Source organism: Chryseobacterium sp. c4a (genome assembly GCF_009900745.1).
Taxonomy (GTDB): Bacteria; Bacteroidota; Bacteroidia; order Flavobacteriales; family Weeksellaceae; genus Chryseobacterium.
In genome coordinates this window covers 263,856-290,596 of record NZ_WXVU01000001.1, presented here as the reverse complement: position 1 = coordinate 290,596, position 26,741 = coordinate 263,856, and the positions used below count along the sequence as shown (strand labels likewise).

The 26,741-nt window shown below is 35.1% G+C and carries 25 protein-coding genes; 17 read left to right on the top strand and 8 right to left on the bottom strand.

The genetic code is table 11. The features are described from left to right. Positions 1-159: 159 nt before the first annotated feature. Together GTR01_RS01420 and GTR01_RS01415 are read right to left on the bottom strand one after the other, a co-directional pair. On the bottom strand, positions 160-1,800 hold the full coding sequence (locus GTR01_RS01420) for a SusD/RagB family nutrient-binding outer membrane lipoprotein (RefSeq protein WP_160136094.1): 1,641 nt from the start codon (positions 1,798-1,800) through the stop codon (positions 160-162). Between the two features lie 13 nt (positions 1,801-1,813). Beyond that, a complete protein-coding gene (locus GTR01_RS01415; protein WP_160136093.1) occupies positions 1,814-4,867 on the bottom strand; it encodes a SusC/RagA family TonB-linked outer membrane protein in 3,054 nt (1,017 codons plus the stop codon). Between the two features lie 267 nt (positions 4,868-5,134). Between GTR01_RS01415 and GTR01_RS01410 the strand changes: the two genes are divergently transcribed. Further along, positions 5,135-5,719 (top strand): ribonuclease HII, encoded by a 585-nt coding sequence (locus GTR01_RS01410; protein WP_160136092.1) that lies wholly within the window; start codon positions 5,135-5,137, stop codon positions 5,717-5,719. Positions 5,720-5,798: 79 nt separating this feature from the next. On the opposite strand, the gene yidC is transcribed toward GTR01_RS01410, so the two are convergent. The 3 genes from yidC to GTR01_RS01395 form a co-directional block, all read right to left on the bottom strand. Further along, positions 5,799-7,592 carry a membrane protein insertase YidC gene (gene yidC / locus GTR01_RS01405; protein ID WP_160136091.1) on the bottom strand — a complete coding sequence of 598 codons (1,794 nt, stop codon included), beginning with the start codon at positions 7,590-7,592 and terminating at the stop codon, positions 5,799-5,801. A gap of 229 nt (positions 7,593-7,821) precedes the next feature. After that, positions 7,822-9,432 carry a CTP synthase gene (locus GTR01_RS01400; protein ID WP_160136090.1) on the bottom strand — a complete coding sequence of 537 codons (1,611 nt, stop codon included), beginning with the start codon at positions 9,430-9,432 and terminating at the stop codon, positions 7,822-7,824. Positions 9,433-9,691: 259 nt separating this feature from the next. Continuing rightward, on the bottom strand, positions 9,692-10,261 hold the full coding sequence (locus GTR01_RS01395) for a YceI family protein (RefSeq protein WP_160136089.1): 570 nt from the start codon (positions 10,259-10,261) through the stop codon (positions 9,692-9,694). 141 nt (positions 10,262-10,402) lie between these two features. Between GTR01_RS01395 and radA the strand changes: the two genes are divergently transcribed. From radA to GTR01_RS01375, 4 genes are all read left to right on the top strand, one after another. Then, positions 10,403-11,752 (top strand): DNA repair protein RadA, encoded by a 1,350-nt coding sequence (gene radA / locus GTR01_RS01390; protein ID WP_160136088.1) that lies wholly within the window; start codon positions 10,403-10,405, stop codon positions 11,750-11,752. Between the two features lie 121 nt (positions 11,753-11,873). Continuing rightward, a complete protein-coding gene (locus GTR01_RS01385; protein ID WP_228452131.1) occupies positions 11,874-12,542 on the top strand; it encodes a class I SAM-dependent DNA methyltransferase in 669 nt (222 codons plus the stop codon). Then, positions 12,539-13,246, top strand: a complete 708-nt coding sequence (locus GTR01_RS01380) for a VanW family protein (RefSeq protein ID WP_160136086.1) — start codon at positions 12,539-12,541, stop codon at positions 13,244-13,246. The genes GTR01_RS01385 and GTR01_RS01380 overlap by 4 nt, the downstream gene beginning before the upstream one ends. Further along, positions 13,243-13,836, top strand: coding sequence for an ACP phosphodiesterase (locus GTR01_RS01375; protein ID WP_160136085.1), 594 nt, complete (start codon positions 13,243-13,245; stop codon positions 13,834-13,836). Before GTR01_RS01380 ends, GTR01_RS01375 begins: the two co-directional genes overlap by 4 nt. Here the strand turns inward: GTR01_RS01375 and GTR01_RS01370 are convergent. Then, positions 13,833-14,333 (bottom strand): DUF6702 family protein, encoded by a 501-nt coding sequence (locus GTR01_RS01370; RefSeq protein ID WP_185155082.1) that lies wholly within the window; start codon positions 14,331-14,333, stop codon positions 13,833-13,835. The two genes, GTR01_RS01375 and GTR01_RS01370, sit on opposite strands and share 4 nt — an antisense overlap. A 70-nt stretch (positions 14,334-14,403) precedes the next feature. On the opposite strand from GTR01_RS01370, the gene GTR01_RS01365 reads away from it, so the two are divergent. The 6 genes from GTR01_RS01365 to GTR01_RS24730 all read left to right on the top strand — a co-directional run bounded on the left by GTR01_RS01365 (position 14,404) and on the right by GTR01_RS24730 (position 19,866). Next, positions 14,404-14,982 (top strand): HupE/UreJ family protein, encoded by a 579-nt coding sequence (locus GTR01_RS01365; protein ID WP_160136635.1) that lies wholly within the window; start codon positions 14,404-14,406, stop codon positions 14,980-14,982. A gap of 67 nt (positions 14,983-15,049) precedes the next feature. After that, entirely contained in the window at positions 15,050-17,434 is a 2,385-nt protein-coding gene (locus GTR01_RS01360; RefSeq protein ID WP_160136083.1) for a M1 family metallopeptidase, read from the top strand. A 19-nt stretch (positions 17,435-17,453) separates the two neighbouring features. After that, a complete protein-coding gene (locus GTR01_RS01355; RefSeq protein ID WP_160136082.1) occupies positions 17,454-18,344 on the top strand; it encodes a hypothetical protein in 891 nt (296 codons plus the stop codon). Between the two features lie 132 nt (positions 18,345-18,476). Then, positions 18,477-19,199, top strand: coding sequence for a hypothetical protein (locus tag GTR01_RS01350; protein ID WP_160136081.1), 723 nt, complete (start codon positions 18,477-18,479; stop codon positions 19,197-19,199). 155 nt (positions 19,200-19,354) lie between these two features. Beyond that, complete coding sequence (locus GTR01_RS24470) at positions 19,355-19,492, top strand: hypothetical protein (RefSeq protein ID WP_185155081.1); 138 nt, start codon at positions 19,355-19,357, stop codon at positions 19,490-19,492. 239 nt (positions 19,493-19,731) lie between these two features. Further along, a complete protein-coding gene (locus GTR01_RS24730; RefSeq protein ID WP_262885734.1) occupies positions 19,732-19,866 on the top strand; it encodes a hypothetical protein in 135 nt (44 codons plus the stop codon). A gap of 56 nt (positions 19,867-19,922) precedes the next feature. Here GTR01_RS24730 and GTR01_RS01345 read toward each other — a convergent pair whose 3' ends face one another. Next, complete coding sequence (locus GTR01_RS01345) at positions 19,923-20,621, bottom strand: LytR/AlgR family response regulator transcription factor (protein WP_160136080.1); 699 nt, start codon at positions 20,619-20,621, stop codon at positions 19,923-19,925. Beyond that, entirely contained in the window at positions 20,614-21,582 is a 969-nt protein-coding gene (locus GTR01_RS01340; protein WP_228452130.1) for a sensor histidine kinase, read from the bottom strand. Before GTR01_RS01340 ends, GTR01_RS01345 begins: the two co-directional genes overlap by 8 nt. 295 nt (positions 21,583-21,877) lie before the next feature. Between GTR01_RS01340 and GTR01_RS01335 the strand changes: the two genes are divergently transcribed. The 6 genes from GTR01_RS01335 to GTR01_RS01310 all read left to right on the top strand — a co-directional run bounded on the left by GTR01_RS01335 (position 21,878) and on the right by GTR01_RS01310 (position 26,722). Then, positions 21,878-22,573 carry a DUF2490 domain-containing protein gene (locus GTR01_RS01335; protein ID WP_160136079.1) on the top strand — a complete coding sequence of 232 codons (696 nt, stop codon included), beginning with the start codon at positions 21,878-21,880 and terminating at the stop codon, positions 22,571-22,573. 24 nt (positions 22,574-22,597) lie between these two features. Next, positions 22,598-23,884 (top strand): CitMHS family transporter, encoded by a 1,287-nt coding sequence (locus GTR01_RS01330; protein WP_160136078.1) that lies wholly within the window; start codon positions 22,598-22,600, stop codon positions 23,882-23,884. 43 nt (positions 23,885-23,927) lie between these two features. Continuing rightward, the gene (locus GTR01_RS01325; protein WP_228452129.1) at positions 23,928-25,139 is read left to right on the top strand and encodes a cation:dicarboxylate symporter family transporter; all 1,212 of its coding nucleotides are present in this window, start codon (positions 23,928-23,930) and stop codon (positions 25,137-25,139) included. Beyond that, a complete protein-coding gene (locus GTR01_RS01320; RefSeq protein WP_160136077.1) occupies positions 25,126-25,917 on the top strand; it encodes a TerC family protein in 792 nt (263 codons plus the stop codon). The genes GTR01_RS01325 and GTR01_RS01320 overlap by 14 nt, the downstream gene beginning before the upstream one ends. A 115-nt stretch (positions 25,918-26,032) precedes the next feature. Beyond that, the gene (gene groES, locus GTR01_RS01315) at positions 26,033-26,311 is read left to right on the top strand and encodes a co-chaperone GroES (protein WP_160136076.1); all 279 of its coding nucleotides are present in this window, start codon (positions 26,033-26,035) and stop codon (positions 26,309-26,311) included. A 54-nt stretch (positions 26,312-26,365) separates the two neighbouring features. Next, the gene (locus GTR01_RS01310; RefSeq protein ID WP_160136075.1) at positions 26,366-26,722 is read left to right on the top strand and encodes a four helix bundle protein; all 357 of its coding nucleotides are present in this window, start codon (positions 26,366-26,368) and stop codon (positions 26,720-26,722) included. Positions 26,723-26,741: the final 19 nt, after the last annotated feature.

Sequence of the window (26,741 nt, the reverse complement as noted above, 5' to 3'; positions counted from 1 at the left end):
TACACAATTCTGTTTTCATTTTTACACTTCTATAATTGATATTTTCTCTCTAATCTTTTTATAAACCATTAGGTAATTCTGTAATTTTTAAAATAATTAAACATTAAAAAGGCCACCCTAAAAAGAGCAGCCTTTAAAAATATATTAAAATTTATAGAATTAGTTTTGATTCCAGAAAGGAGTCGTTGCATTCTTAGTAAACATCTGAGCTGTAGTTAGCTTAGGTACATTGTTCGCGTTTGAACCATATTCAGAAGTAGGATAGAATAACCTCAATGGTCTGTTCGCTTGTGAACTTGTTACAGCCATTGGTGTTACAGGAAATCCTGTTCTATTGTATTCAATAAACATTTCTGTTGGACTAACGTTAGTTAAAGCTAGCCACTTTTGAGTCATAATAGCTTCAATTTGCTGACTAGTAGACCCTCCAAAACCAAGTCCAAGTCTGGAAGCAATTGCAGCTTTATACGCTACCATATTCGCATCAACAGCTCCAACCCATTTACCTGATGCATCAATACCAGCATCAAAATGCCCTTGAGGATTACTAAACAAAGAAGGGTATCTCACAGCAGCCTCAGCTTGTAGAAACTCACTTTCAGCTAAAGACATAACTACTCCTCCTCTGGCATTTCCAGCTGCAATAAGCTGTCCAACAGAAGTTACTGCTGTAGATCCAACAAAATTACCAGATGCTAGAACAGATAAAGTTTTATTATCAGTTGGAGCACCAGGTTGTCCTGCATTAGCGCCCTGTCTGATACCTTTCACCTGCGCAACTCCATTATAGGTTACAGAAGTAAATAATCTAAACCTTCTAGGATCGATAATTCCACTAAATTTAGTGTAGTAAGGCTCTGTAGAGTTCATAAGATTACCATTCAAACAATTTGCAATATGCTCAGAAGCACAAATATAAGACAAAGACAAAGAGCCTGAAGCCGTATATTTATAAGAACTCACAAAAGGGTTCATCGTTGCATTATTTGCTGAAGAATATCCCGGGTTATTAACAACATTATCTTTAACAAACGAGGCTCCAGCTAGAGTAGCAAGCTTTTGGTCTCTATAAGTTGCCATCTCTCCTGTCACATTAGACATTCTTAGAAGCATTCTTAGCTTAATAGTATTTGAAAAAGCCGTCCACTTATCCATAGCCCCAGCAAAAATGGGATCAGTAGTAGCCGCTTTAGCATCAGGATGCTTCAAAGCAATCAAAGCATTTGCAGCTTCTAAATCCGCAATTAAAGCCTTGTAGATATCTTTATCATCATCATATTTAGGCGTAAGATTCGCAGAACGTAAAAAAGCCTCTTTATAAGGAGCATCTCCATATAGATCAACAATATATTGCATATAAAAAGCTTTTACAATCTTAGCAATCGCTACATAATTATCCTGAGCATGATCAGCATTAGGATAATCCTCTACTAATTTAAGGTTAGCTGCATATAGATAAATTCTATTCCAAATACTACCATAAAAACTATCATTTACAGCTCCTAAAGTATATTCTGCATTATATACACCACCCACGTTATAAACATCTGTAGCCCAATTGTTCATCATTACATTTCCAAAAGTCATCATGGAACCAAAACGACCTCCACCTTCACTCCCTTGCGTAATGAATAATTCATTGATAGCACCAGGAATTACCTGAGACGGTAAAACATTTTCAATATGCCCAGCATTTGGACTCTCATTAATATCCAGGTAATCATTACATGACACAGCACTTAAACTTAATGCCAACGCCGCCAAGGGCATAATTAATTTGATTTTATTTATCTTTTTCATTTTTTGATTTTAATTAAAATGATGCACTCATACTAACTCCAAATGTTCTTGTAGTAGGATACTGCCCTGTATAGGCAACACCATAAGCATTTACATTTCCAATTCCAAGTGCTTGTCCAGGTCTTTGGTTAGGAGCACCTGAGTTACTAGCCGTTTCAGGATCTGCAAAGTTTCTGTTGCTCTTAGCATACCATGCAAAAGGATTTCTCGCATATACACCAAACGTAAGGTTAGTAAGGAAAGTATTAGCAATAACAGACTTAGGTAAGGTATAACTTAAAGCAATTTCTCTGATTTTGAAAGCCGTTCCATCTACCACAAATTCTTCTCCTACTGAGTTATAATACCCATTTGCAGAGAAATAAGTTGATGCACTTGTATAGTTTGCACCCAAAGCAGCAGTAGTATTGGTTACATATACAGGATTTGCCGCTGTCCCTACATTCTGTACAGAGTTAGGTACCACATACCCCTGGCTTCTGTCATAATCAGCAGATTTCTCTAAAGCTCCGGTAAATCCTAACAATTGTTTCGTAATAGATAAAAAGCTATTTCCGGTTCTGTAATCAGCAGTACCCGAAAGTCTAAATCCTTTATAGCGGAAAGAAGTACTAAACCCTAAGATATAATCCGGATTTACTTTACCTAATATCTCAAAACCTGATGTCGCTAAAGGCACTCCATTCTTACCTACAATAATCCTACCCTGATCATCTCTTTGATACTTTGTTCCTTTAATTAGAGGATACTCCTCCCCTTTCTGAACATAAATACCTGCAGCTGGACGGCTTACTGGCAATAACTGAATTTCCGTTACCCCATTCTGAAGATCTGTCACTTTAGATTTATAGCTACTGTATGAAGCTCTAATATTCCATTCAAAATCTTGAGTTCTTATCGGAGTAAGTCCAAGATCTAATTCTATCCCTTTATTGACTGCGTCACCAATATTATCTCTTAAAGTTGTAATACCAGCACTATTAGCAATTGATGAGTTAGTGATCAAATCGGTAACTCCAGATCTAAACACTGATGCTCCCATAGTAATTCTATCTTCAAAGAACCCTAACTGTATTGAAGCTTCCTGAGTAGAGGTAAATTCTGGTCTAATATTAGGATTTGTTGGGTTTCTATTAATTAAATATGAGGAATAGTTCATTGGAAACCCAGTCGGAATCAATCCAGTTACCTCATCAGTTGCATAAGGAGAAATAGCGGATGTACTTCCTACTTTCGTGTAAGATGCTGTAATTTTTGCATAATTCAAGATCCCTCCCTTCAATGCTTCAAAAGCTTTAGTTGGTATAAATGAAAGACCTGCTGAATAATATGTATATGGTTTATTAGTAAGCTCTTGAGTATAAGTATCACGTGTAGATAACACAGAACTCTTTTCAACTCTAACTGTTGAGTTTAAAAATAGATAATCTCTGAAAGCTAAATCTAAATTGGCAAAACCTGCAATACTTCTTATACGAGTTTGTGTGTTCTGAAGTTCAGAAAACGATGTAGGATTTCCAACATTATTAATATGGTAGAAACCTGGAATCTGAAGATTGGTTCCCCCCACAGTAGCTACTGTAAACGAATCATCTCTTACGTTGTTTCCGACATTCAATTTCAAGCCTAAATCATCCGTAAGCTTATAATTAAAATTCAACATGATATCGCCATAGTAATTGAATCTTCTGCTTACACTTTTATAATAGCTCGATTCAATATTACTATGCTGATAAGTTAGAAACGATGTACCGTCATAAGCTGTTCCTGTAGGAGCAAATATTTTACCAAACCTCCAGCCATTGTTATAACTTTCTCCTAATGCAGAAATGCTTAATACATTCCCTAAATAGGATAAGCTAATATGTTCGTTAAATGTATATTCAAGGTTTACAATACCACTGAATGTAGTACTTTTATTATTATATCTTACGTTATCTATTGTCCAATAAGGATTATCTGCATAAGTAGTAAAATAATGTTCTGCATCAGGCTTAGAAAAAGCTCTGATATCAACATTTGAAGGCATTTGAAGTAAGTTATAATAAGTATCAGAACTTGTTTCAGAAGTTTGTTGATCTACCAAATTGAAAGTACCATCTACTCTTAATTTACCTAGTTTCTTACCAGCCTTAAATAAAATATTATTTCTGTTTAATCTGTCCTTATCTACAACGAAATCATTTTGAGTTCTGTTGATTGATAAGAATGCATAAGCATCACTTCCCCCCACATTCATTGTCAAACCATTTTGATACAATAGCCCTGTTTTAAAAAAATCAGCAAAATGATTTTTTCTAGGAGCATACTTCCCCATAACAAACTGTCCGTTCGCATCAGGTGTTCCAATAATTAAATCTTTTCCTGCAATAAGAGGATCCGAATAAAGTGGTCCCCAAGAGGTATTTTCATAAGGAATCCAGGTAGTACCTCCCATTTCAGGAAGTCCTGGTGTAAAGTCTCCACCAGGTGCTCCCTGGCCATACTTATCCTGAATAATAGGTAACTTATAAACAGAAGAAGCATCTATGTTTGAAGTTAGGGTAAACTGAATCTTTTCAGATCTTGTTCCTTTCTTAGTTGTAACAACAATCACACCGTTTGATCCTCTTTCACCGTATAGTGCAGCTCCCTGCTGCCCTTTAAACACGTTAACACTCTCAATAACATCAGGAGGCAACTGCTGGAAAATAGCAGCTGTAGAAGGCGCTCCATCAATAACGATTAATGCACTGTTATCCCCTGTTAAAGATCTCTGTCCTCTTAAGTTAATCGTTGCCTGTCCATTTACTGAACTATTAGGAACGTTAATATAAAGACCGGATACTTTACCTGTTAATGCCTGAACAGCATTCGGGTTACCTGCTTTCGTAAGTTCTTCAGTTTTTACAAGGGCTGTACTTGCCGTAATTGCATCTTGTTTTTTCTTAATCCCTAATGCTCCAGTTACCACAATCTCTCCGATATTCTGGGTATTTAATGTATCACTCCCTTTTTTTTGGGCATTCACATTAAAAAAAGAAGCAGAGAGTGCAACAATCAAAACACTCGTTGTTAATTTCTTCATGAATCAATTAATTTTTTATTGGATACAAATATGTTAAAGTTTTTTAAAATTACCAAACAATTTGTTAAAATATTAAAAATAACTTTCATAAATTCAATAAAACAACTGATAAAATTACAAATAATTCACAAAAACAAGATAAAGATAAATAATCAAAAAACCGCTATTATAAAGGGAAATTTCACATATTATCACGAAATAACATAATATGCATAAAATACATTATTTAGAAAAAAAATATATTTTTGCAACCTTAGAAAAAGAATTATGGACTTAATAAAAAGCTGGTCAAATATTTACGTCGAAGCAGGATGTGATGAAGTAGGAAGAGGATGTTTAAGTGGGCCGGTAGTTGCTGCTGCGGTTATTCTTGATGAAAATTTTGAACAAAACCTGATCAACGACTCTAAACAATTAACATTTAAAACAAGAATGGATCTAGACAGTTACATCAGAGACAATGTAAAAAGCTACTCCATTGCAGAGCTTCCTCCTTCTTTCATAGATGAGCATAATATACTTAATGCCAGTATTCATGCTATGCATCGTGCATTAGATAAACTAGCTATAACACCGGAACTCATCTTAGTAGATGGAAATAAATTCCATCCCTATAATTACATTCCTCATCAGTGTATTATAAAAGGAGATTCAAAAGTTTTATCTATTGCTGCAGCCTCTATTCTTGCTAAAAACTACAGGGATAAATTAATGATCGAGCTTCACGAAGAATTTCCTGAATATGGTTGGAACACCAACTTCGGATATGCCACAAAAAAGCACCAGGAAGCCCTCATCAAACATGGCCCAACAATACATCACAGGCAATCTTTCAGATTAAAATACGACTAACGAGGAACTTTTAAAATTTATATAAACAAAAAAAGAGAAGCAATTTGCTTCTCTTTTTTATATTCAATTGATTAATCAATTATTTCTTTTTATTTTTTTCCTGAGCTTGCTGCTGCTGTTGAGCCTGCTCCATCATTTCTCTCATCTTCTTCTGGAATTTACCTTCCGTTTTTGGCTTTTTTTTATTCGCCTGAATCTGAGCATGAATTTTCTTTTCATCCAGAATTACATATTTAATCACAAGAATGATTAGAATGTTAATTGCATTCGATACAAAATAATACCATGAAAGACCTGATGCCGAAGTATTCAAGAAGAATAAGAATGTAATCGGGAAGATATACATTAATACTTTCATATTTGGCATTCCTTCCTGTTGTGGCTGCTGCATGTTTCCTGAAGTCATTACTGTATAAATCAAAATAACGATTGTACAAGCCAATGCAAAGATACTTAAGTGATCTCCTAAGAAAGGAACTTTGAATGGTAATTTAATCAAATCATCATAAGCCGTTAAATCTTTTGCAAACCAGAATCCTTGTCCTCTCAGATCAATAAAGTTCGGGAAGAAACGGAATAGCGCATAGAAAATTGGAATTTGCACTAATGCCGGTAAACATCCAGCCATCTGATTTACTCCGGCTTTTCTGTACACCTCCATGGTTGCCTGTTGTTTCTTCATTGGATCTGCATCCTTGAATTTAGCATTTACCTCATCAATTTCCGGACGAATCACTTTCATCATTGCACTCAGCTTGTGCTGCTTATACATAATTGGTGATAAGATCAGTTTTACAATGATCGTCATTACAAAGATCACCCAACCTGCTGATAATCCCCAACCTGCAATAATAGCATATAGCCACATGAAGAAATAACGGTTCATCGCTCCAATGAATGACCAACCTAAAGGAAGAATCTCATCAAAGTTTTTATCGTAAGATTTCAATAATGGTAAATCCAATGGCATAAAATACCAAGTAAAATCCTGGTTCAGCTCACTTCCGGTCATCTGAACGAAACCTTCATAGTTGAATTTCTTCAGGTATTCACCTTCTTCTACGTTCTCCTGGTTACCTTTACTTTGAGTAAATCCATTCTTAGCTTCAATCACTGAAGAGAAGAACTGTTGTTTTACTCCGATCCAGTTAAGTGTTTCCTTTTCTTCAGTCATCGTTGTTCTTCCATCATAATCATAATCTTTATAATTATTGAAAGCATAAGAGAATTCTGAGTGAGACTGCTCCTGAGCTCTACCTTTTTCAAGGTTTCTTACGTTATAATCCCAAATAAAATCTGCTTTATTATCAGAAGTAACCGCAGAAAGACCTTGAGTTCTTACTTTAAAATCAAGGGTATATTTTGGAAGCAATGTATAAATAAACTGGATAACAGCACCATTATAGTTCGCTGTCATAGTCACCGCATTTCCGTTAACAGTAGGCGCAAAAACTAAATCTTTAGTATTAATAACCTTTCCTGTTTTATCTTTAAACTGAAAGCCGTAGTTTGAATTATTTTTGTTGATCAGATAAAGCGGAAGATCTGCATGATCTGTTTTAGTATTGTATGCTTTGTATTCTGAAAGCTGAACTTTAGAAACCTGTCCTCCTAAACTTGAAAATTCAATATTCAATTCTTTGTTAGACAAATTAGCTGTCTGAATCGCATTAGGAGTTACATTTGGATTGATATTGGTGGCCTGAGTTTGTTTTACGGCATTTTTCACCTGTTCAGTTTTCTGCTGCTGAGCTTTTAACTCTTCCTCCTTCATCTGCTTGTTCTGGAAATAGAACATTGCACCGAAGAGAATCAGGCATAAAACCGCGAAACTAATCATCTGCTTCTTATCGATTCCGTTGTTTTGTTGCATTTTATTTTAGATTAAAATTTTAAACTTAAAATGTACGTACACCAGTACGTAATTTGAGCTGACAAAAATACTGTTTTTTTATCAAAACTCTATACTATAATACATTAGTATATAATAAACTCAGGCTGAGAAAAATCAACCTGAGTTTATTTGTAGACGTTTACGGTAAAAAATTACCTTATTTGTATCGTTTGGGTTGAATATTACACTCTTCCCATCCTAAAATTTCTTATTTAGAAGTTTCACAAGCTTTGATAAAAGCTCTGAATAAAGGATGCGGTGTTGCTACCGTACTCTTATATTCCGGGTGATACTGTACTCCTACATAGAAAGGATGTCCTGGTAATTCCAGTGCTTCTACCAATCCTGTTTCCGGGTTTGTTCCTGTAGCCAAGAAGCCGTTCTTTTCAAAATCCTGAAGATAATCACTGTTGAACTCATAACGGTGACGGTGTCTTTCAGAAATATTTTTGCTTCCATAGATATCATGCAGCTTAGATCCGTTTTTCAACGCACATTTCCATGCTCCAAGACGCATTGTTCCACCTTTATCAATTACGTTTTTCTGCTCTTCCATGATTGAAATTACAGGATCCGGAGTTGCAGTATCAAATTCCATAGAGTTTGCTTTCGTATGTCCTAAAACATTTCTTGCAAATTCAATGGTCATGATCTGCATTCCTAAACAGATTCCCAACATAGGAATTTTGTTTTCTCTTGCATATTTTGCTGTAAGAACTTTTCCTTCAATTCCTCTGTCTCCAAAACCTGGAGCTACAAGGATACCATTCACCCCTTTCAGTGTTTCTTTAATATTATCTTCTGTAATATCACCACTGTATACCCATCTTACTTTTACTTCAGTTTCAAGGTCTGCTCCTGCATGTTTGAATGCTTCAGCAATAGAAATATAAGAATCCTGAAGGGATACATATTTTCCAACCAATGCAATTTCAACAGTTTTCTTAGGGTTCTGGAATTTTTTCACAAAAGTTTTCCAGTCTTTAAGATCAGCATCTTTATCACTCTTCAGATCCAGTTCTTTTAGTACTACATCGTCGAAGTTTTGTTTCTGAAGGTACATTGGAACCTCATAGATCGTTTCCATATCCTTACATTCGATAACGTTTTCTAATGGAACGTTACAGAACTGAGCCAATTTTGCTCTCTGATCTTTTGGAATTTTATGTTCTGTTCTGCAAACCAAGACATCAGCCATAATTCCGCTTTCCATCAACTGACGAACGGAGTGCTGAGATGGTTTTGTTTTTAACTCACCACTTGAAGCCAGGTAAGGCAACAAAGTAAGGTGGATCACCATAGAATTGTTCTCTCCCAATTCCCATTTCAACTGACGAACAGTTTCAATGTATGGTAAAGATTCAATATCCCCTACTGTTCCTCCGATCTCAGTAATGATGATATCGTAGTTTTGTTTAGAAAGGATTTTAATTCTACGTTTAATTTCGTTAGTAATATGAGGAATTACCTGTACTGTTTTTCCAAGGAAGTCTCCTTTTCTTTCTTTTTCAATTACAGTCTGGTAGATTTTTCCTGTAGTAACGTTGTTGTTTTGGGATGTAGGAGCATCAAGGTAACGCTCATAGTGACCTAAATCCAGATCCGTCTCCGCACCATCTTCAGTCACATAACACTCTCCGTGTTCATAAGGATTCAAAGTTCCCGGGTCGATATTGATATAAGGATCAAGTTTTTGGATCGTTACGTTAAAACCGCGTGATTTTAGCAATAGTCCCAGAGAAGCAGAAACGATTCCTTTTCCCAAAGATGAAGTAACACCTCCTGTCACAAAGATGTATTTTGTATTCTTTTTACTCATTAGATTAGGTTTGTGCAAAGTTATGGGAAAAAGAAATACAAAGCAATTTTTTACATTTTGAAAATACGAAAACGTGCTTCAAACAACTATAAACCCTCATTAAATTTTTTATCTGTATTAAATAAGGAACACTCAGCAAAAAGCGATTCTCTTCCTTTTTATTTTTAAGAATAGTTCTCAACAAAAGTAGGCTCTCAAATATAAAAAAGTGGCTCTGAATTTCTCCAGAGCCACTTTTTTAAACTTATCTATATACGAATTATCTTTTAACTAATTCAAGATAGGTCGTAATCTCTACATGCTTAGCAATACCAGCAGCTGTAGGATCATAATTCAACCCATAATCAAAACGACTGATAGAGAATTTTGCCTGCATTCCCATAATCTCTTTCCCTTCCTTATTCTTTGTAATACCTCCTAATATCACAGGAACACTAATTTCTTTAGTAACATCTTTAATCGTTAGTTTACCTGTAAATACATAGGATCCATCTTTTTCTTTTGAAATAGAAGCTGTTGTAAATTTGATCTCACTATATTCTTCTGTAGCAAAAAAATCTTTGCTTTTAAGATGCTTATCTCTCATCTCCACTCCTGTATTAATACTTTCAGGATGGATACTGATATCAAAAACTGCATTATCAAGACTATTACCTTTTGTTTTCAAACTTCCGGTGAATTTATCAAATCTTCCCTGAACGAAGCTGATTCCCATATGCTCAACAGTAAAGTTTACCGAAGAATGCATCTGATCTATACTCCAAGTATTTTGTGCAAAAGAGAAAGTGCTAAAAAGAACCAATACGAAGGATAAAAATAGTTTTTTCATTGTAATTATATTTTACATTAATATTTTAATTTCAACAAAGCTAAGATATAAAGATATTTCTATCGTTGATCTATGTTATTATTTGATATTTAAATGCATTTATATCTCGGAAAAAAAATGCTTTTTTTATAACTTCGCAGTATGGCAAAATTGAAAACGGCATATTTCTGTCAAAACTGCGGAACCCAATATTCCCAATGGATGGGACAATGCAAAAATTGTGGACAATGGAACACTCTGGTGGAAGAAGTAGTGGAAAAACCGAACAGCAAATCGGTACCTTTCTCAAAAACCAAACAACATGTCATCAATATCATTGAGGTAGAAACCAGTGAAGAACCAAGACTAAAAACTCCATCTGAAGAACTGAACCGTGTTCTGGGAGGCGGAATTGTTTTAGGGTCTGTGACTCTGATCGGTGGTGAACCGGGAATCGGAAAATCTACCCTTCTGCTTCAGCTTGCCTTAAAAATGAAGAAAAAAATATTCTATGTTTCCGGGGAAGAAAGTGCCTCTCAGATTAAAATGAGAGCAGATAGATTAACGGATATTCAAAACCCAAATTGCTTTCTATTTACAGAAACATCGCTGGAAAAAATCCTTCACGAAGCCAAAAAACTAGAACCTGATTTTATGATTATCGACTCTATTCAGACCCTTCAGTCTCAATTGATCGAAAGTTCACCAGGAACAGTTTCCCAAATCAGAGAATGCTCCAATGAGATCATTAAATATGCTAAGGAAAACAGCATTCCTGTTTTTTTGGTAGGTCATATTACCAAAGACGGTCAAATTGCAGGCCCGAAAGTATTAGAACACATGGTAGATGTCGTTTTAAATTTTGATGGCGACCGAAATCATCTTTTCAGGTTATTAAGAGCCAATAAAAACCGTTTTGGTTCTACTTCCGAAATTGGAATATACGAAATGATCTCTCAGGGATTAAAGGAAATTAAAAATCCGTCAGAAATCCTTATTACAAAAAAATTCGAGGAACTTTCCGGAAATTCTGTTGCGGTAACCTTAGAAGGAAACAGACCTATGCTTCTGGAAATTCAAGCTCTGGTAAGTACCGCTGTGTATGGTACTCCACAAAGAAGCTGTACCGGATTTGATTCTAAAAGACTGAATATGCTTCTGGCTGTATTGGAAAAAAGAGCGGGATTCCAATTAGGAGCTAAAGACGTTTTCCTTAATATTACCGGAGGAATAAAAACGGATGATCCTGCTTTGGATCTGGCTGTTATTGCTTCTGTTCTTTCTTCCAATGAAGATATAGCCATTTCAGAACATTATTGCTTTGCTGGAGAAATTGGGTTAAGTGGAGAAATTCGTCCCATTGCTCAGGTCGAACAAAGAATTACAGAAGCTGAGAAATTGGGGTATGAAAAGATATTCGTTTCCAATCTTAATAAAATTCCGAAAAGAAAATTTGGAATCAAGATTGAAGAGGTAAGCAAAATTGAAGATTTCCACGAAAGGCTTTTTTAAGATAATAAAAACGACCAGATAAACAATTCTAAGGTTGTTTTTTTTGAAAAAATCAAAAAAAGAAAATAGAAATTCTAAGAATCAATAAAATTGAAGATCTTAACCGAAGATTTTTCAAATGATGAAAACAAGTATTCTAGAATATTACAGCAATCTCGCTGAATCTTATGATGAGAACCGATTCGGAAACTCTTATGGGAAATATATTGACCAACAGGAAAGAATTTTTCTAACTTCTTTTTTTAAGAATAAAAAGTATACAAAAGTTTTGGATCTTGGCTGTGGAACTGGCAGACTATTGAACTTTGCTACCCATGGAACAGATTTTAGTGAAAATATGCTGAATATTGCCCGTGAAAAATATCCTGAAAAAAAATTGGCTGTAGGTGAAATTTCGGGAATACCTTTTCATGAAAAGTTTGAATGTATCTTCTGCTTCCATGTTATCATGCACCAGAATCAGGAGGAAACAAAAGCATTTTTAAATGAGTGTTATCAAAAATTAGACAAGCATGGGATTTTAATATTTGATCATCCTGTAAAAAGCCGAAAAAAAACAATTTCTCCTCAAGAAGAATGGCATGCCGGCAATAGTTTTTCTATTTCGGATATTGCAGAGCTTTCTAAAGATCAATGGAATATTACAAATACAACCGGAGTATTATTCTTTCCCATCCACAGAATCCCTAAAGCCATAAGAAAATTCTTTCTGCCATTGGATAATTTTCTTTGCCGCACTTTTCTGAAAAAATGGGCTTCGTATCACATTTGTGTTTTGGAAAAGAGATGAAACAGCAACTGAAAAATTGGATTCCTCATTCGTGGAAACTGCAGATAAAACTTTTGCAGCGATATCTTCATGAACAAAGAAACAAGCCTACTTATCCTAAGGAATATTGCTCGGAACATATCGGAGAACATTCAGTTCAACTCCGGCAGATTATTAAAAACGGATCTTTTCATCATAATAAAATTCACAATTTAAAAGTAGTTGGGAGTAAAATCAATAATCTGGTCATCCATCCTGGTGAGGTGTTTTCTTTCTGGAAGATGATTGGAAAACCTAATAAAAAAAACAATTTTAAAGAAGGTCGAAACCTCATCAACAGTACTATTTCAAGCGATTTTGGTGGTGGAATCTGCCAGTTCTCGTCTATTCTCTATTATGTATCACTTCAATCGGGATTAAAGATTTTGGAAAGATATCCACATTCAATGGATATTTATAAAGAAGATGAACGTTTTACTCCTTTGGGTTCGGATTGTACGGTAGTTTATGGCTATAAAGACCTTCAAATTCAGAACTCTTTTTCATTTCCTATTCAGTTGAAGTGTCTTATCAACGATGATGAATTGCATCTCAGCCTTATTACCCCCGAGAAAGTAATTTTAAATGAGATTGAATTTAAATACCATGAAATTGAAAAAGGGGTTTGGGTAGAAACGCTAAGTAATGGCCAAACTTTGTTTAAAAATTTTTATATTCGTTTATGAATTATCTGGCTCATTCCTTTCTCACTTTTACTGACGGACAAATTGTCGGCCAGTTTTTGGAAGATTTTATCCGAAACCGAGATCGTTTTTCCTTCCCAAAGGAAATTCAGGATGGAATTACCTTACACAGAGCCATTGATACTTTTACCGATTCCCACCCTGCTATTCATGAAGCTAAAAAAGTTTTTACTCCTTTGGTAAGACTCTATGCCGGAGCATTTGTAGATGTTTCTATGGATTATTTTGTTGCCAATGATCTTTCTCTGCATTCCTTAGCAGAATGGAAGGCTCACTCCCTAAAGGTTTACAGCGTTTTGAACGCTCATAAACAATGGTTACCGGAAAATTTCAAAAAAATGCTGATCAAAATGGAACAGGATGACTGGCTTTACAATTACCGTGAAGACTGGGGAATTAAATTCAGTATTCAAAATGTCTTGAACAAAGCAAAATATCTGGATAAAGATATTCCCGTTTTTGAGGCTTTTTTAAATAATAAAGCTTTCCTTCAGGAATGTTATGATGATTTTTTTCCTGATTTATTAGCACATGCTAAAGGAATCAACACACTGATTCAGCTGGATAATTAGAACTGTTTATAGAGATAACGGTTCGGATATGTCAATTTTTCACTTTTTCGGTCTCCGTTAACAATAATGTGAACAATATTAATCTGATCATCGAAAAGATTGTACAAAAAACTTACGGCAGTTTCTACTTTTTTAGGATTGGCAACAGGTTCAGATTCCATATAGACATTTACAGATTCCTGATCCTCCTCATAGCCCACATAATTTACTTTAAGAAACTTATTATCTGTCTTTAATTTAAAATATTCCTGACAATATTTTTGTAATGCTTCATTAAGCTTTACTTTATATTTATCATCATTGAAATGAAAAGTTCCACCATATTTTTTTCCAAGACCATTCTCAAGATCATCAAGGAAAAATCTGCCTGTGACTTCAAATGTTTTAGACTTAGAACTATAGTTGATCTCCACAGAACCTACATGATAAGGGTGCCACGCAGTAGTAAAAGACAGTAAAAAAACAATCGGGAGCAAAAACAGCCATAATTTCTTCATAAACCCTGACATTTAAATAATGTGTACGAAATTAATCATTATTTTCGTACGCATTATATTTTACTTTATGATGCAGGATTTTCTATTTTATTTAAACCTTGGATGGGAACACATTATTTCCCTGGATGCTTTAGATCATCAGCTTTTTGTTTTGGCTCTGATCGCTGTTTATTCTTATAGTGATTGGAAAAAAATTCTGATCCTTGTCACCGCATTCACCATTGGACATTCGATTACATTAGCATTAAGTATTCTTGATGTTTTCAGAGTTCCTTCCGATTGGGTTGAGTTTTTAATTCCTCTCACTATTGTTCTGACATCCCTGGATAATATCATTATGAAAAACCAGAAACAGACATTAATGCGGGCCAATTACTACCTGGCACTCATCTTTGGATTGGTTCATGGAATGGGATTTGCCAATACAGCCAGAGTGATGATTGCTAAAAGCCAAAGCATTGCTGTTCCACTATTAGGCTTTAATATCGGATTAGAATTAGGGCAAATCGTCATTGTGAGTGCTATCCTTATATTATTGTTTATTCTGCTTACTATTTTTAAGGTAAATAAGAAAGATTGGATTCTGTTTGTCTCATCCGGAGTCTTTGCACTATCCTTAAAAATGACTTTGGAAAGAATTCCTTTCTAAACGTGAAATATTTTCATTTTTTCAACAGCTTATTACTATCTTTGATAATTATTAAATCATTTCGGTTATGAAACTAAAAGTTGTTATACTTTCACTTTCTGTATTTGCATATACAGGTTTCACCGCACAAAATATTCAGAATAACCCGGGCAGCAATCATGGAAACAAGTTTGAGCAACTGGGAACTATTCTACCAACACCCAATATCTACAGAACAGCTTCCGGAGCGCCAGGACACGCCTACTGGCAAAACAGAGCTGATTACAACATTACCGCCTTCCTTGATGAGGATAAAAGAAATCTGAAAGGATCGGAAACGGTTACCTATTACAACAATTCTCCTGATGAACTGGATTATATCTGGCTTCAGTTGGATGAAAACGAGCATTCAAGTATAAGGAATGCGGGATATGATACTTCATCAATCCTTCGTCCTTCTACAACAGATCAGCAGCTTAAGGTAACGGAACTTCCTGTAAAGGATAACGGTTATGGAGTCATTCTGGAAAAAGTAACGGATGCTTCAGGAACACCTCTAAAATATACTGTCAACAAAACCATGATGCGTATTGATCTTCCAAAAGCTTTGAAAAAGGGAGAAAAATTCGTTTTCAAAGTAGACTGGAACTACAATATTTCCAACAGAATGAAGATGGGCGGCCGTGGTGGTTATGAAAACTTCCCTGAAGATGGTAATGATCTGTACACCATGACTCAATGGTATCCAAGAATGTGTGTATACAGTGATTTCCAGGGCTGGCAAAACCATCAGTTCACAGGAAGAGGGGAATTTGCTTTGGTTTTCGGAAACTTTAAAGTTTCTATGAATGTCCCTGCAGATCATATTGTAGGAGGAACGGGAGAATGTAAAAATTATGATCAGGTATTAACATCCGATCAGCTTTCGAGATATAGAAAAGCAGAAAATGCTTCTGAACCTATAGAAATCGTCACCTTAGATGAAGCTAAAAAAGCAGAAAAGAATCATTCAAAACAAAGAAAAACCTGGGTTTTCGAAGCGAATGATGTAAGAGATTTTGCATGGACTTCTTCAAGAAAATTTGTTTGGGACGGAATGCGTGTTACCATTCCTGAAAACAATAATAAAGTAATGGCAATGAGCTTTTACCCTAAGGAATCTTACGGACTTTACAGAAAGTTTTCCACAAAAGCTGTAGCTCATACCATTAAAACGTACTCCGAATTTACCATTCCTTATCCATACCCAGTGGCTCAGTCTGTAGAAGCTGCCAGTGGAATGGAATATCCAATGATCTGTTTCAATTTCGGAAGAACAGAAAAAGACGGAACTTATTCTGAAGGAACTAAAAACGGAATGATCGGAGTAATTATCCATGAAGTAGGACACAACTTCTTTCCAATGATCATTAATTCTGACGAAAGACAATGGGCATGGATGGATGAAGGGCTAAATACTTTCACAGAATATCTTACGGAAGAAAAGTGGGACAACAAATTCCCTTCAAAAAGAGGCCCGGCATGGACAATTGTAGATTATATGAAACTTCCGAAAGATCAACTTGAGCCAATCATGAGTAACTCGGAAAATATTGTTCAATATGGCCCGAATGCTTATTCAAAACCTGCTACAGGATTGAATATTCTTCGTGAAACTATTATGGGAAGAGAACTTTTTGATAAAGCTTTTAAAACTTATGCTAAAAGATGGGCTTTCAAACATCCTGAACCTGCGGATCTTTTCCGTACCATGGAAGATGCCAGCGGCGAAGACCTTGACTGGTTCTGGAGAGGATGGTTCTATGGAACAGACCCTGTAGATATTGCCATTGATAAAGTAACCGTAGCAATCCCAAATCTTGATACAGATCCAAAAGCAGCTACTGAAGTAAAGTATCAGGTGGATAAACCTTTGGTAAGCAGTTTTGAAGATCTTTCGAAAATCAGAAACAGGGAAGATAAGAATATTACATTCTATGTTGATCAGGATAAAGAAGCACAAGACTTTTATTACCGATATGACAGAGGCCAGGAAAAAATAAACACTAAAGAATTTACTTCTAAAGTAGATGCTACTCTTCCTTTAGATGCTAAGGATAAAGAGAAATTCAAAAACATTACTGCTTATCAGATAGACTTCCTAAACAAAGGCGGATTGGTAATGCCTATCATCCTTGAATTCACCTTTGAAGATGGTTCAAAATTATATGATAAATCCTCTGCACAAATCTGGAGATTGAACGAACAAAAAGTTTCTAAAACTTATTATTTTGACAAGAAGTTAAAATCAATTCAGCTAGACCCAATGAGAGAAACAGCTGATATTGATACTACCAATAATTTATGGACAAGCAATGGTTCTGGTGGTGAGACTTCAAAATTCCAACTCTTTAAACAAAAACAAGAAGGGAACTCCGCAAGAGGAAGTTCAAACGGAAAGGTAAACCCAATGCAGGCGGCAGGAAAAAGCTAATACAATCTTAACAATAACCATGAAAAAACTTACTGCATTATTGCTGTTTATTGCAACAGCTCCTACTCTATGTGCCCAATCATTACAATTTTACACGGGCAAAAGAGATTTCCTCCCTATTGAAATTCTTATGGAGGATGGAAGTACCAAAAAAGGATTTGCTCAGGATTTTATGCTTCCGGATGTTGCTACTTTTCAATTTATAGGAGGAAACAGCGAGAAAAATGCTCATTTAGACAGAAAAGAAGTCAAATTCAAATCATCTAAGGATGATAAAAATATACAACTGGTTCCGGTATCAGACATTAAAAGTCTTATTTATACCAACGAGGATACTAATGAGACGTTTCAACTGGATAAGCGAGTTGTAAAGGAAATCAATAATGATTTGGAAATGGAATCAAAAGGGAAAGTATTAATGCTTCCTCTAATGGAAAAAGGCCCGATCAACCTCTATGGTTACAGAAGCATGACATGCAGAGCAAATTTTGGAAATAACTTTGCTACAGGATTTGACGGAAACGAAGATACTTGCCAGTTGATGTATGTCATGATTTACCTTAGTAAACCCAATGAAACGGTTGCAGTTGCACCTGTAGATTTTAGCTCATTAAGTCCATTGGCTCTATTTAATATGAAAACGCTCTATAAAAAGTTTTATAAAGCGTACGAAATTGCTGGTGCCGATTGTCCTGAGTTTTTGAAAAAGGTAGATGAAGCAAGAAAAAACGATTATTTTTCCAATAAGACCTTCAAAGAAAATAAAAAGGAATCTGATGCTGAAAGAAAGGCTTTAGTTAAAGGAAAAAAAGGTGCAGAAGCCGCAAAAATCAATATGCATTACAAAACTGAGCTATATACTAAAATGTATAAAAAGCTCATTGATGATTATAAACAAACTTGTCAATAAACTTAAATCAAAAGTTCACCCACATGGTGAACTTTTTCTTTTTATAACCACTAATTTTAAAACCGAAAACAATTAAATATCAAAAGGTTGTAACTTTTAATCTGTATTCCTCTACTTATTAGTAAAAAAACCATGAGAACATTTCTTTGCCTTTTACTACTAAGCAGTACTCATTTTTTTTCACAAAACCTGCTTACTCCTAAAAATTCAGGTATTGATTCAAAATTAATCCAAGATGAAACTTCTGAAATGCTCTGGTATGCTGAAAATGCCGGCACAAAAATAGAAATCGGAAGTATTACCACAGAGCTCAAGAAACTGAATAAGACAGAACTCCTCATCAAAACAATGGTTAAGCTGAAACAAACTCCGGATGCTAAATGGACAGATTCTACCATTGTAAAATCGTCAGACTTCAGTCCTATATATCATTCTTCTTACAACTCTATGAGAGATATGGCGCTCAAATCCGGTAAAGACAAGGTTACAGGATATTATCTTGATAAAAAATCGCAGAAAAAAGATATTATCGATCTCCCGGCCACCCATTATTTTGACAGCAGCAGTTATGTCATGCTCATAAGATTTCTTCCTCTGAAAGAACACTACACTTCCGAAATTTCCATTTTTGATTACAATCCAAAATCCGAGAAAAAAGGAATGATGAAAGCTTACATTCTAGAAACACAGAAATCTGAATATAAAGGAAAACCAGTATGGATGGTAAAAACAACTGATGACATCAACAACAAATCAACTATAGTAACCTACTATATTGATCCTATAACGAGAAAAATTGTAAAACAGGACATAGACATGGGCGGAAGAAAAATGCTCATGGAAACAATTCAATAATCTACTGAAAATCAAACACAAACAACTCAATCCAGTCTATATAAAGCATCCCAATTTGGCTTAAAAAGTTCTATATTTGAATCACAACAAATACCCAATGTCAAAAACCTGATTGACTATAAATGTTCAGGAACGCACAAATCAAAATATTACTTATGAAAAATGCCAAATTACTAAACAGAGATGCTCAAAAAACCTTTAATGGTGGAGTTGCGGGCAGACTTGTATGCTGTGAACGCGATGACAACGGAAAATGTATTTTATGGATCGGCCCGGGATACAACTGTCCTTAGTTCGATGACCTGATAACTATTAAGAATAAAGCCGGAATCTTCCGGCTTTATCTGTTTATATTTTTATCACACACACCATTATCTACTGATAATCAAAAATTTATTTCAAAAAAAAGCAAATAAATTATATCACACAAAAAGGAAAAATAGTATCTTTGATTCACTTCTTTTACACCAAATGTCAAAATCCTGATTGACTTTAAATGTTCAGGGATGTACAAATCAAAATATTATTAACTATGAAAAATGCTAAATCATTAAGCAGAGACGCTCAGAAATCAATCAATGGCGGAGCTGCAGGACGCTATTGTTGTGAATACAACTACAAGGGACAATGTATCATCTGGATTACTGATGGACAATCTTGCCCTTAATTAAAAGATCTTATAACAAATCACAATAAAGCCGGAAGTTTTTCCGGCTTTATTCATTAGCCTAAATACGCTTTCAAATTCTTTTTATATGTTCTCCCCAATGGAAGTTCTTCTCCATTCTTCAAAAAAACATGGCCGGAGTTATAAGAGTTGATATGTTTTGACAATACGATATAAGATTTGTGAATTCTGATAAATCCAAAATGTTGAAATTTCTCCTCAAAATTGGACATCCTTTCCAAAATCATGTATTTTTTCAGAGGGGTCATCAAAACAATATACTCACCGAACCCCTGTATCCAAAGAATATCTTTAAGAAAGACTTTATTCATCACATAATTGGATTTGAACATAATATAATCCTCCTGATGCTGACTGTTGGCAGAGCTTTTAAATTGAACAAAATCTCTTGCTTTATTGACTGCTTTTTTAAAGGTATCAAAATCTACAGGCTTGATAAGATAATGAACAACGTCCAATTCAAATGCCTTCACTGCATATTTTGTTTCTAATGTAACGAAAATACATAACGGCGGATCGGGAAGCTGCTGTAAAAGTTCTACACCATTGATTCCCGGCATATTGATATCAAACACAACCAGATCCACTTTATTTGCTTTGAGGAAAGCCAGTGCTTCTTCCGGTTTCTGAAATGAAGCCAGCAATTCAACCCCCTCAAGCTGATCGCAATATTGTTTTATAAGCTGCAATGCAGGATATTCATCATCTACATTAACGATAGTCAGATTAGCCATTGATAGTAATTGTTAAAGCAATTTTATATTGATCATTCTCTTTAGGCCCTGAATAAAACTCATACTGATCCGGATAAAATTTTTCCAATATATGAATAATTGCTTCATTGCCCAATCCATGATAATTAGATTCAACTACATGAATTCTATCTTTCCCTACAGAATTTATAATTTCAAAATACAATTCAGAGCGCTCAATATTACAGAATAATTTTATAAAACCATGAGGATCTTCTCCAATTGCTGAATGTTTTAAAGCATTTTCAAATAAAGTAAGAAATATTGCGGACGGAATTTCTGCAATGTCAAATTCATCCTGATCTTCAATACCCATAATAATATCAAGCTGATTATTATATTTAAGCTGATACAAAGCGGCAAGGGCTTTCAATGAAGAAAATTCCTGAGAAACCGCTACTTTTTCTTTTCCACTGTCATAAATAATATATTTCAGAAGCTTGCTTAACTGCAAAATAGAATCCGAGGTTTTCTCAGAATGAGTAAAGCTGTTGGCATATATATTATTAAGAGTATTCAGTAAAAAATGAGGGTTCAGCTTAGACTTCAGTAAATCAAGGTAAAGCTGATCTTTTTCTTCACCAAGGTTGATCACATCCTGTTCTATTAAAAATTTGTCTTTCGTAATTCCCAAAAAAGAAGCCACAAGAATAATTACGCCCTGCGAGATGTATATGTTGTACAGAAAACCAACATGATAACTTTTTTCGCTAAAATCAATCTGAAAAACAGCCGGTTCCCATAGAATTCTGAAAAGACTGGATACCAAAAAACAGATTAAAGCATAAAGAATAAATTCCGGATACTTATTGGATAAATAGAATCTGGGTACCAGATAATAGTAGACCAGATAGTAAATTCCCACATTGAAAATTGTATTCAAAATAATGCTTATCACCAACTGAGTGGAATCCAGGAAGTAGTTTTCGGTGAAATAAGTCATCAAAATGAAGATAAAAAGGAAAAATATATGTTGAAACCTCAACAAAAATTTCCAACGGTACTCCATGAGGCTTTTCAGAATCTTACCACTAAATAAAATTCTGATAATCAATAATATAATAATAAAATTAATGATTAAAAACATAGCCCATACCTTATTTTGAAACGCATCAAATATAATATCTTTTTGTCTCAAAATGCAGTTCGTTGAGAAAAACTGTCATTGATTGAAAAAATCCAACTCCGCTCTTTCGAATAAATATATTTGAGAAATCGCAATATTAATCAAATATTACATGAAACTTAACATACAATTAACCCTTATTTTATCATTTTGCCTGCTTAATGGTCTTTTATATGGTCAGAGTAAAGACAATTACAATATGTGGTTCCAGTACCTCATGTCGGCAAAGCTTACTGATAAAAGTAATTTAACAGCACTTACCCAATACCGTTCCTTCGATCTGGCCTACGACACAAGGCTTTTCCTTGTCAATGCTTATGTAGATTATGAAGTAGCAGAAAATATAAGACCTGCCGCAGGTTTTATGTTTTTGGTACTCGAATCTTATAATGCAGACGATTCTAAAAAGATAAGATATGAAAAAAGACCGTTCCAACAAGTAACCGCTGATTATTTTATCGGCAGAACCTCCATCTCCAACCGCCTTAGAGTGGAGGAGCGTTTTCTCAGCAATCCTGATGAGTTTGAAGTCAGGATCCGATATCTGATCTCTGTCAGAATTCCTTTCAATAAAAAAGGAGAAAAAGAAAAGCTCTATGGTATTCTTAAAAATGAAATCAGGATGAATGTTGATAGACTTGAGCCTTTCGACAGCAACCGTATTACAGCAGGTTTGGGGATAAAGGTGGGAAAAAATTCTGCTTTAGAACTTGCTTTTATCAATCAGATGGAAACCCAAAAAACAAGTAATTATGGATTTATAGGTTTCAGAAACAGTTTTGACTGGAGAAAAAAGAAACAACAATAACCTCAATACTATTTACACTACACTATGCTTACATTTCTTGGTTTTTTAATGATATTCATCTTTATGATTCTCATCATGAACAAAAAGATGACTCCGCTTACCGCTTTGGTTCTAGTACCTGTTCTTATTGCCGTAGTCGCAGGATTCGGGCCAGATCTTGGTAAAATGATGAAAGAGGGCGTAAAAGAAATAGCACTTACGGGGGTGATGCTGATTTTTGCCATCCTGTATTTCAGTCTGATGATTGACACCGGGCTTTTTGAACCTCTTGTGAATGCTATATTAAAAGCTGTAGGGGATAATCCTGTAAAAACAACCATCGGAACTGCTCTTCTCACCACTTTAGTTTCTTTAGACGGTGATGGCTCTTCCACTTACATTATTGTAGTGGCTGCATTACTCCCACTTTATAAAAAACAGGGTATGAATCCTTTGGTTTTAACCTGTATCATTATGCTTGCAGGAGGTATTATGAACATCTTACCATGGGGAGGGCCTACTGCGAGAGTGATGAGTTCTCTTAAATTGGGGCATACTGAAATATTTGTCCCTATGATCCCGGTTATGCTGATCGGACTCGTTTGGGTATTTTTCGTTGCCTATATTCTGGGAGTGCGGGAGAAAAAAAGAATTGCCAAACATGGGAAATACACTAAATACAGCGGACAGGATATTGCCGGTGAAGATGACCCAGCATTAAGACGACCGAAACTTATCATAATCAACCTGATCCTGACAATTATTCTATTGACTGTTATGATTCTCGATATTATCCCTTTGGGAATTGCTTTTATGATTGCGTTCTGTATTGCTTCCCTGATCAATTATCCGAAACTGAAAGACCAGCAGAAAATTATTTCAAAGCATGCAGGAAATGCTTTATCGGTGGCGGGAATGATCTTCGGAGCAGGAATTTTCACAGGAATCCTGAATGGAACCGGAATTATGAATGCTATGGGAAACAGTATTATCAGTATTGTTCCTAAAACTTGGGGTGGCTATTTGAATATAATCACTGCTATATTCAGTGTTCCACTTACCTTTTTCCTGACTAATGATGCTTATTATTTCGGAATATTACCTGTCATTACAGCTACAGGTAGCCAATTGAATATACCTCCTGATATTTTGGGACGTGCTAGTCTTGTGGGACAAGCTTCTCATTTATTAAGTCCTTTAGTGCCCTCCACATATTTGTTGGTCTCACTTGCAGGTGTTGAATTTTCCGACCATTTGAAATTTACCTTAAAATGGGCTATAGGATCATCCATTGTGATGTTACTAGGTGCTTTGATTCTCGGTATTATATAAGGTTATATCTTTGAACTTCTCAATCTTATCATATAAAAAGTGGATGATGAAACCTTTTAAGCAAAAAACATTTACAGACTCCTATTTAAGAAACCTTACGCTTTATGTATTTACAGCGATCATCTGTGGGGCATTAACCGGTTATTATTTTCCGGAGGTCAGTAAAAATCTGGAAAAAGTAAGCAGTTACTTTTTCATGCTTCTTGAAGTGTTAATTGTTCCTGTTATTTTTATTGCTGTCACTTATGGGATAAGCTATATTTTCAGCACCAAAAATGTTTTTAAAATTGTAACCCAGATGGTTGTCTATTTTTTAATCATCACCTCTATAAGTATTGTTCTTGGGATTGGTTCCGGGTTACTCTTAAAACCGGGAGCCAATACGGGAATTATTATTTCTTCACATAAAGCACTTCCCGAAAGATTTCTGGCAAAGACCACAAATCCTTTACACATTAGCAACTATCTCGTTTTTCTTTTCCTATCAATATCGGCGGGTATCCTGATTGGTCTTTCGAAGAAAAGAAACGTGATCTTTAAAGTTTTAGACTCTGGAAGAAATTTATTTTTCAAGCTTATCAAATATGTTTATATATTTCTTCCGATTGTTATTTTTTCCAATATCGCTTACGGAATTTCAGTATACGGAATTAATACATTATTGCCGCTAAGTAAGGTTGTCGCTACGGTATATCTTACCAGTGTGTTTTTTATTTTCGGAATATTAGGAGTGATCACCGCATATTTTAAAATCAATCTTTGGGATTTTCTGATCAGCATTAAAGAAGAAATCATTCTTGTAGTGGCCACTTCTTCTTCAAAAATGGCATTCCCAATGATCTTTGATAAAATGGAATCACAGGGTTACGACCGGAAGATTCTTCGACTCGTGATACCTCTTGGGTACAATTTTAATCTGGCGGGGGCATGCATTTATCTTTCCATTTCATGTATTTTTCTGATTCAGTTTTATAATATTCCGCTTACGATAACAGATTATTTCTGGCTTTTCATCACCATTTCCATTGCTTCAAAAACAGCTTCGGGAGTCCCTGGATCGGGCTTCCTTGCCTTGATGTTTACTTTAAGTAGGTTTGGAAAAATTCCTACCACAGATCTTGCCCTTTTATACAGCATAGACCGATTTATGAATGAAGCTCGATCGGTGACCAATTTCATCGGTATTTCAGTTTCTGCCGCTATTATCTCAAAACTTAACCACAATACTATTCCTTTAAAAAATGATGTTTCCTGATTTTACCCACCTTTTAAATGATCTATTACAAAACCCTGCAAAATCAATAGCCATTATCGGCAATCTTATCCTTATCGAAAGCCTTCTCTCTGTAGACAATGCTGCAGTACTGGCTACCATCGTAATGGATTTGCCCGAACATCAAAGAAAAAAAGCCCTGAAATACGGAATTATCGGAGCCTATGTATTTCGCGGACTGGCTCTTATTTTCGCTTCCGTACTGATTTCTGTATGGTGGCTAAAGCCGTTAGGAGGATTGTATTTGATTTATATTTCTTTGGACTGGTTTATTAAAAAGATTAAAAATAAAGACAATGAAGAAAATGCAGAGGAAAATCCGGACAAAGAATCCAGTTGGCTGTATAAAAATTCAATCGGTCTGCTGGGACAATTCTGGGCAACAGTGGCGATTGTAGAAGTGATGGATCTTGCTTTCTCCATAGATAATGTTTTTGTGGCAGTAGCCTTCTCCGACAATTTACTTTTGATTACCATTGGCGTTTTTATAGGAATTTTGGCAATGAGATTTATTGCGCAATGGTTTGTTCGTCTTATGCAGGTATTTCCTTTTCTGGAAACGGCAGCTTTTATTGTCATTGCTATTTTAGGAGTTAAACTAAGTTTATCATTATATGAACACTTCTACCCTACTACGGCATTTGCTCAATTTTTAGCCAGCCATACTATGGAGATTTTGGTTTCCATTATCACTGTTCTTTTATTTGTTGTTCCTGTAGCAACAAGCTATCTCTTTGGATTTCCAGCCCGCAAAAAATAATTTTTCTGCCAAATTTTCACATTCCTCAATAAAAGTCTGCCATTTCAGCCATCACCGTCTCATGGCATACATTTAGAGAATTACAACACAGAAATAATTAAAAAATAAATATATTATGTCAGTAAACTTTAAACCATTGGCAGACAGAGTTCTGGTAGAGCCAATCGCAGCAGAAACTAAAACAGCTTCAGGAATCATTATCCCGGATACTGCAAAGGAAAAGCCGCAAGAAGGTACTGTAGTGGCAGTAGGCCCAGGTAAAAAAGACGAGCCTACAACTGTTCAGGTAGGTGACAAAGTTCTTTATGGAAAATATTCAGGTTCTGAATTGAAGTTGGAAGGTAAAGATTATTTGATCGTAAGAGAAGCTGATTTATTAGGAGTTATTGGGTAAGCTTCTGGCTATTGGCTTCTAGCAAATGGCTTCTTTCTACATCAAAACTAATATATGAGAGATTTTAAAAAATTTGAAGTTTGGCAACTAAGTCATCAATTGACTTTGAAAATCTATACTTCAACCAGAAGTTTTCCAAAAGAGGAAATTTTTGGGCTCACCTCTCAAATCAGAAGGTCATTTGCATCAATAGGCTATAATATTTCTGAAGGAAGCGGCAGAAATTCAGATAAAGAATTTGCCAACTTCATCAATATTGCATTAGGATCTTCTAATGAAGCCGAAAACCAATTAATTCTTGCTAAAGATTTAGGATATATTCATGAAAATGAATATCAAAATACTTTAGAAGAGCTAACAATATTAAAAAAGAAGCTTGTTACTTTGTGGAACAGGCTCAATGGAAATTAAAAATTAAAGTTAAACACGC

Bases quoted from the DNA above. Each gene is read 5' to 3' on its own strand.
- GTR01_RS01400 (WP_160136090.1), bottom strand. From the start codon at position 9,432: ATGAGTAAAAAGAATACAAAATACATCTTTGTGACAGGAGGTGTTACT.
- yidC (WP_160136091.1), bottom strand. From the start codon at position 7,592: ATGCAACAAAACAACGGAATCGATAAGAAGCAGATGATTAGTTTCGCG.
- GTR01_RS01380 (WP_160136086.1), top strand. From the start codon at position 12,539: ATGAAACAGCAACTGAAAAATTGGATTCCTCATTCGTGGAAACTGCAG.
- GTR01_RS24730 (WP_262885734.1), top strand. From the start codon at position 19,732: ATGAAAAATGCTAAATCATTAAGCAGAGACGCTCAGAAATCAATCAAT.
- GTR01_RS01340 (WP_228452130.1), bottom strand. From the start codon at position 21,582: ATGACTTATTTCACCGAAAACTACTTCCTGGATTCCACTCAGTTGGTG.
- GTR01_RS01360 (WP_160136083.1), top strand. From the start codon at position 15,050: ATGAAACTAAAAGTTGTTATACTTTCACTTTCTGTATTTGCATATACA.
- GTR01_RS01310 (WP_160136075.1), top strand. From the start codon at position 26,366: ATGAGAGATTTTAAAAAATTTGAAGTTTGGCAACTAAGTCATCAATTG.
- GTR01_RS01320 (WP_160136077.1), top strand. From the start codon at position 25,126: ATGATGTTTCCTGATTTTACCCACCTTTTAAATGATCTATTACAAAAC.
- GTR01_RS01330 (WP_160136078.1), top strand. From the start codon at position 22,598: ATGCTTACATTTCTTGGTTTTTTAATGATATTCATCTTTATGATTCTC.
- GTR01_RS01355 (WP_160136082.1), top strand. From the start codon at position 17,454: ATGAAAAAACTTACTGCATTATTGCTGTTTATTGCAACAGCTCCTACT.
- GTR01_RS01415 (WP_160136093.1), bottom strand. From the start codon at position 4,867: ATGAAGAAATTAACAACGAGTGTTTTGATTGTTGCACTCTCTGCTTCT.
- GTR01_RS01385 (WP_228452131.1), top strand. From the start codon at position 11,874: ATGAAAACAAGTATTCTAGAATATTACAGCAATCTCGCTGAATCTTAT.
- radA (WP_160136088.1), top strand. From the start codon at position 10,403: ATGGCAAAATTGAAAACGGCATATTTCTGTCAAAACTGCGGAACCCAA.
- GTR01_RS24470 (WP_185155081.1), top strand. From the start codon at position 19,355: ATGAAAAATGCCAAATTACTAAACAGAGATGCTCAAAAAACCTTTAAT.
- GTR01_RS01370 (WP_185155082.1), bottom strand. From the start codon at position 14,333: ATGAAGAAATTATGGCTGTTTTTGCTCCCGATTGTTTTTTTACTGTCT.
- GTR01_RS01410 (WP_160136092.1), top strand. From the start codon at position 5,135: ATGGACTTAATAAAAAGCTGGTCAAATATTTACGTCGAAGCAGGATGT.
- groES (WP_160136076.1), top strand. From the start codon at position 26,033: ATGTCAGTAAACTTTAAACCATTGGCAGACAGAGTTCTGGTAGAGCCA.
- GTR01_RS01335 (WP_160136079.1), top strand. From the start codon at position 21,878: ATGAAACTTAACATACAATTAACCCTTATTTTATCATTTTGCCTGCTT.
- GTR01_RS01365 (WP_160136635.1), top strand. From the start codon at position 14,404: ATGCAGGATTTTCTATTTTATTTAAACCTTGGATGGGAACACATTATT.
- GTR01_RS01350 (WP_160136081.1), top strand. From the start codon at position 18,477: ATGAGAACATTTCTTTGCCTTTTACTACTAAGCAGTACTCATTTTTTT.
- GTR01_RS01375 (WP_160136085.1), top strand. From the start codon at position 13,243: ATGAATTATCTGGCTCATTCCTTTCTCACTTTTACTGACGGACAAATT.
- GTR01_RS01325 (WP_228452129.1), top strand. From the start codon at position 23,928: ATGATGAAACCTTTTAAGCAAAAAACATTTACAGACTCCTATTTAAGA.
- GTR01_RS01420 (WP_160136094.1), bottom strand. From the start codon at position 1,800: ATGAAAAAGATAAATAAAATCAAATTAATTATGCCCTTGGCGGCGTTG.
- GTR01_RS01395 (WP_160136089.1), bottom strand. From the start codon at position 10,261: ATGAAAAAACTATTTTTATCCTTCGTATTGGTTCTTTTTAGCACTTTC.
- GTR01_RS01345 (WP_160136080.1), bottom strand. From the start codon at position 20,621: ATGGCTAATCTGACTATCGTTAATGTAGATGATGAATATCCTGCATTG.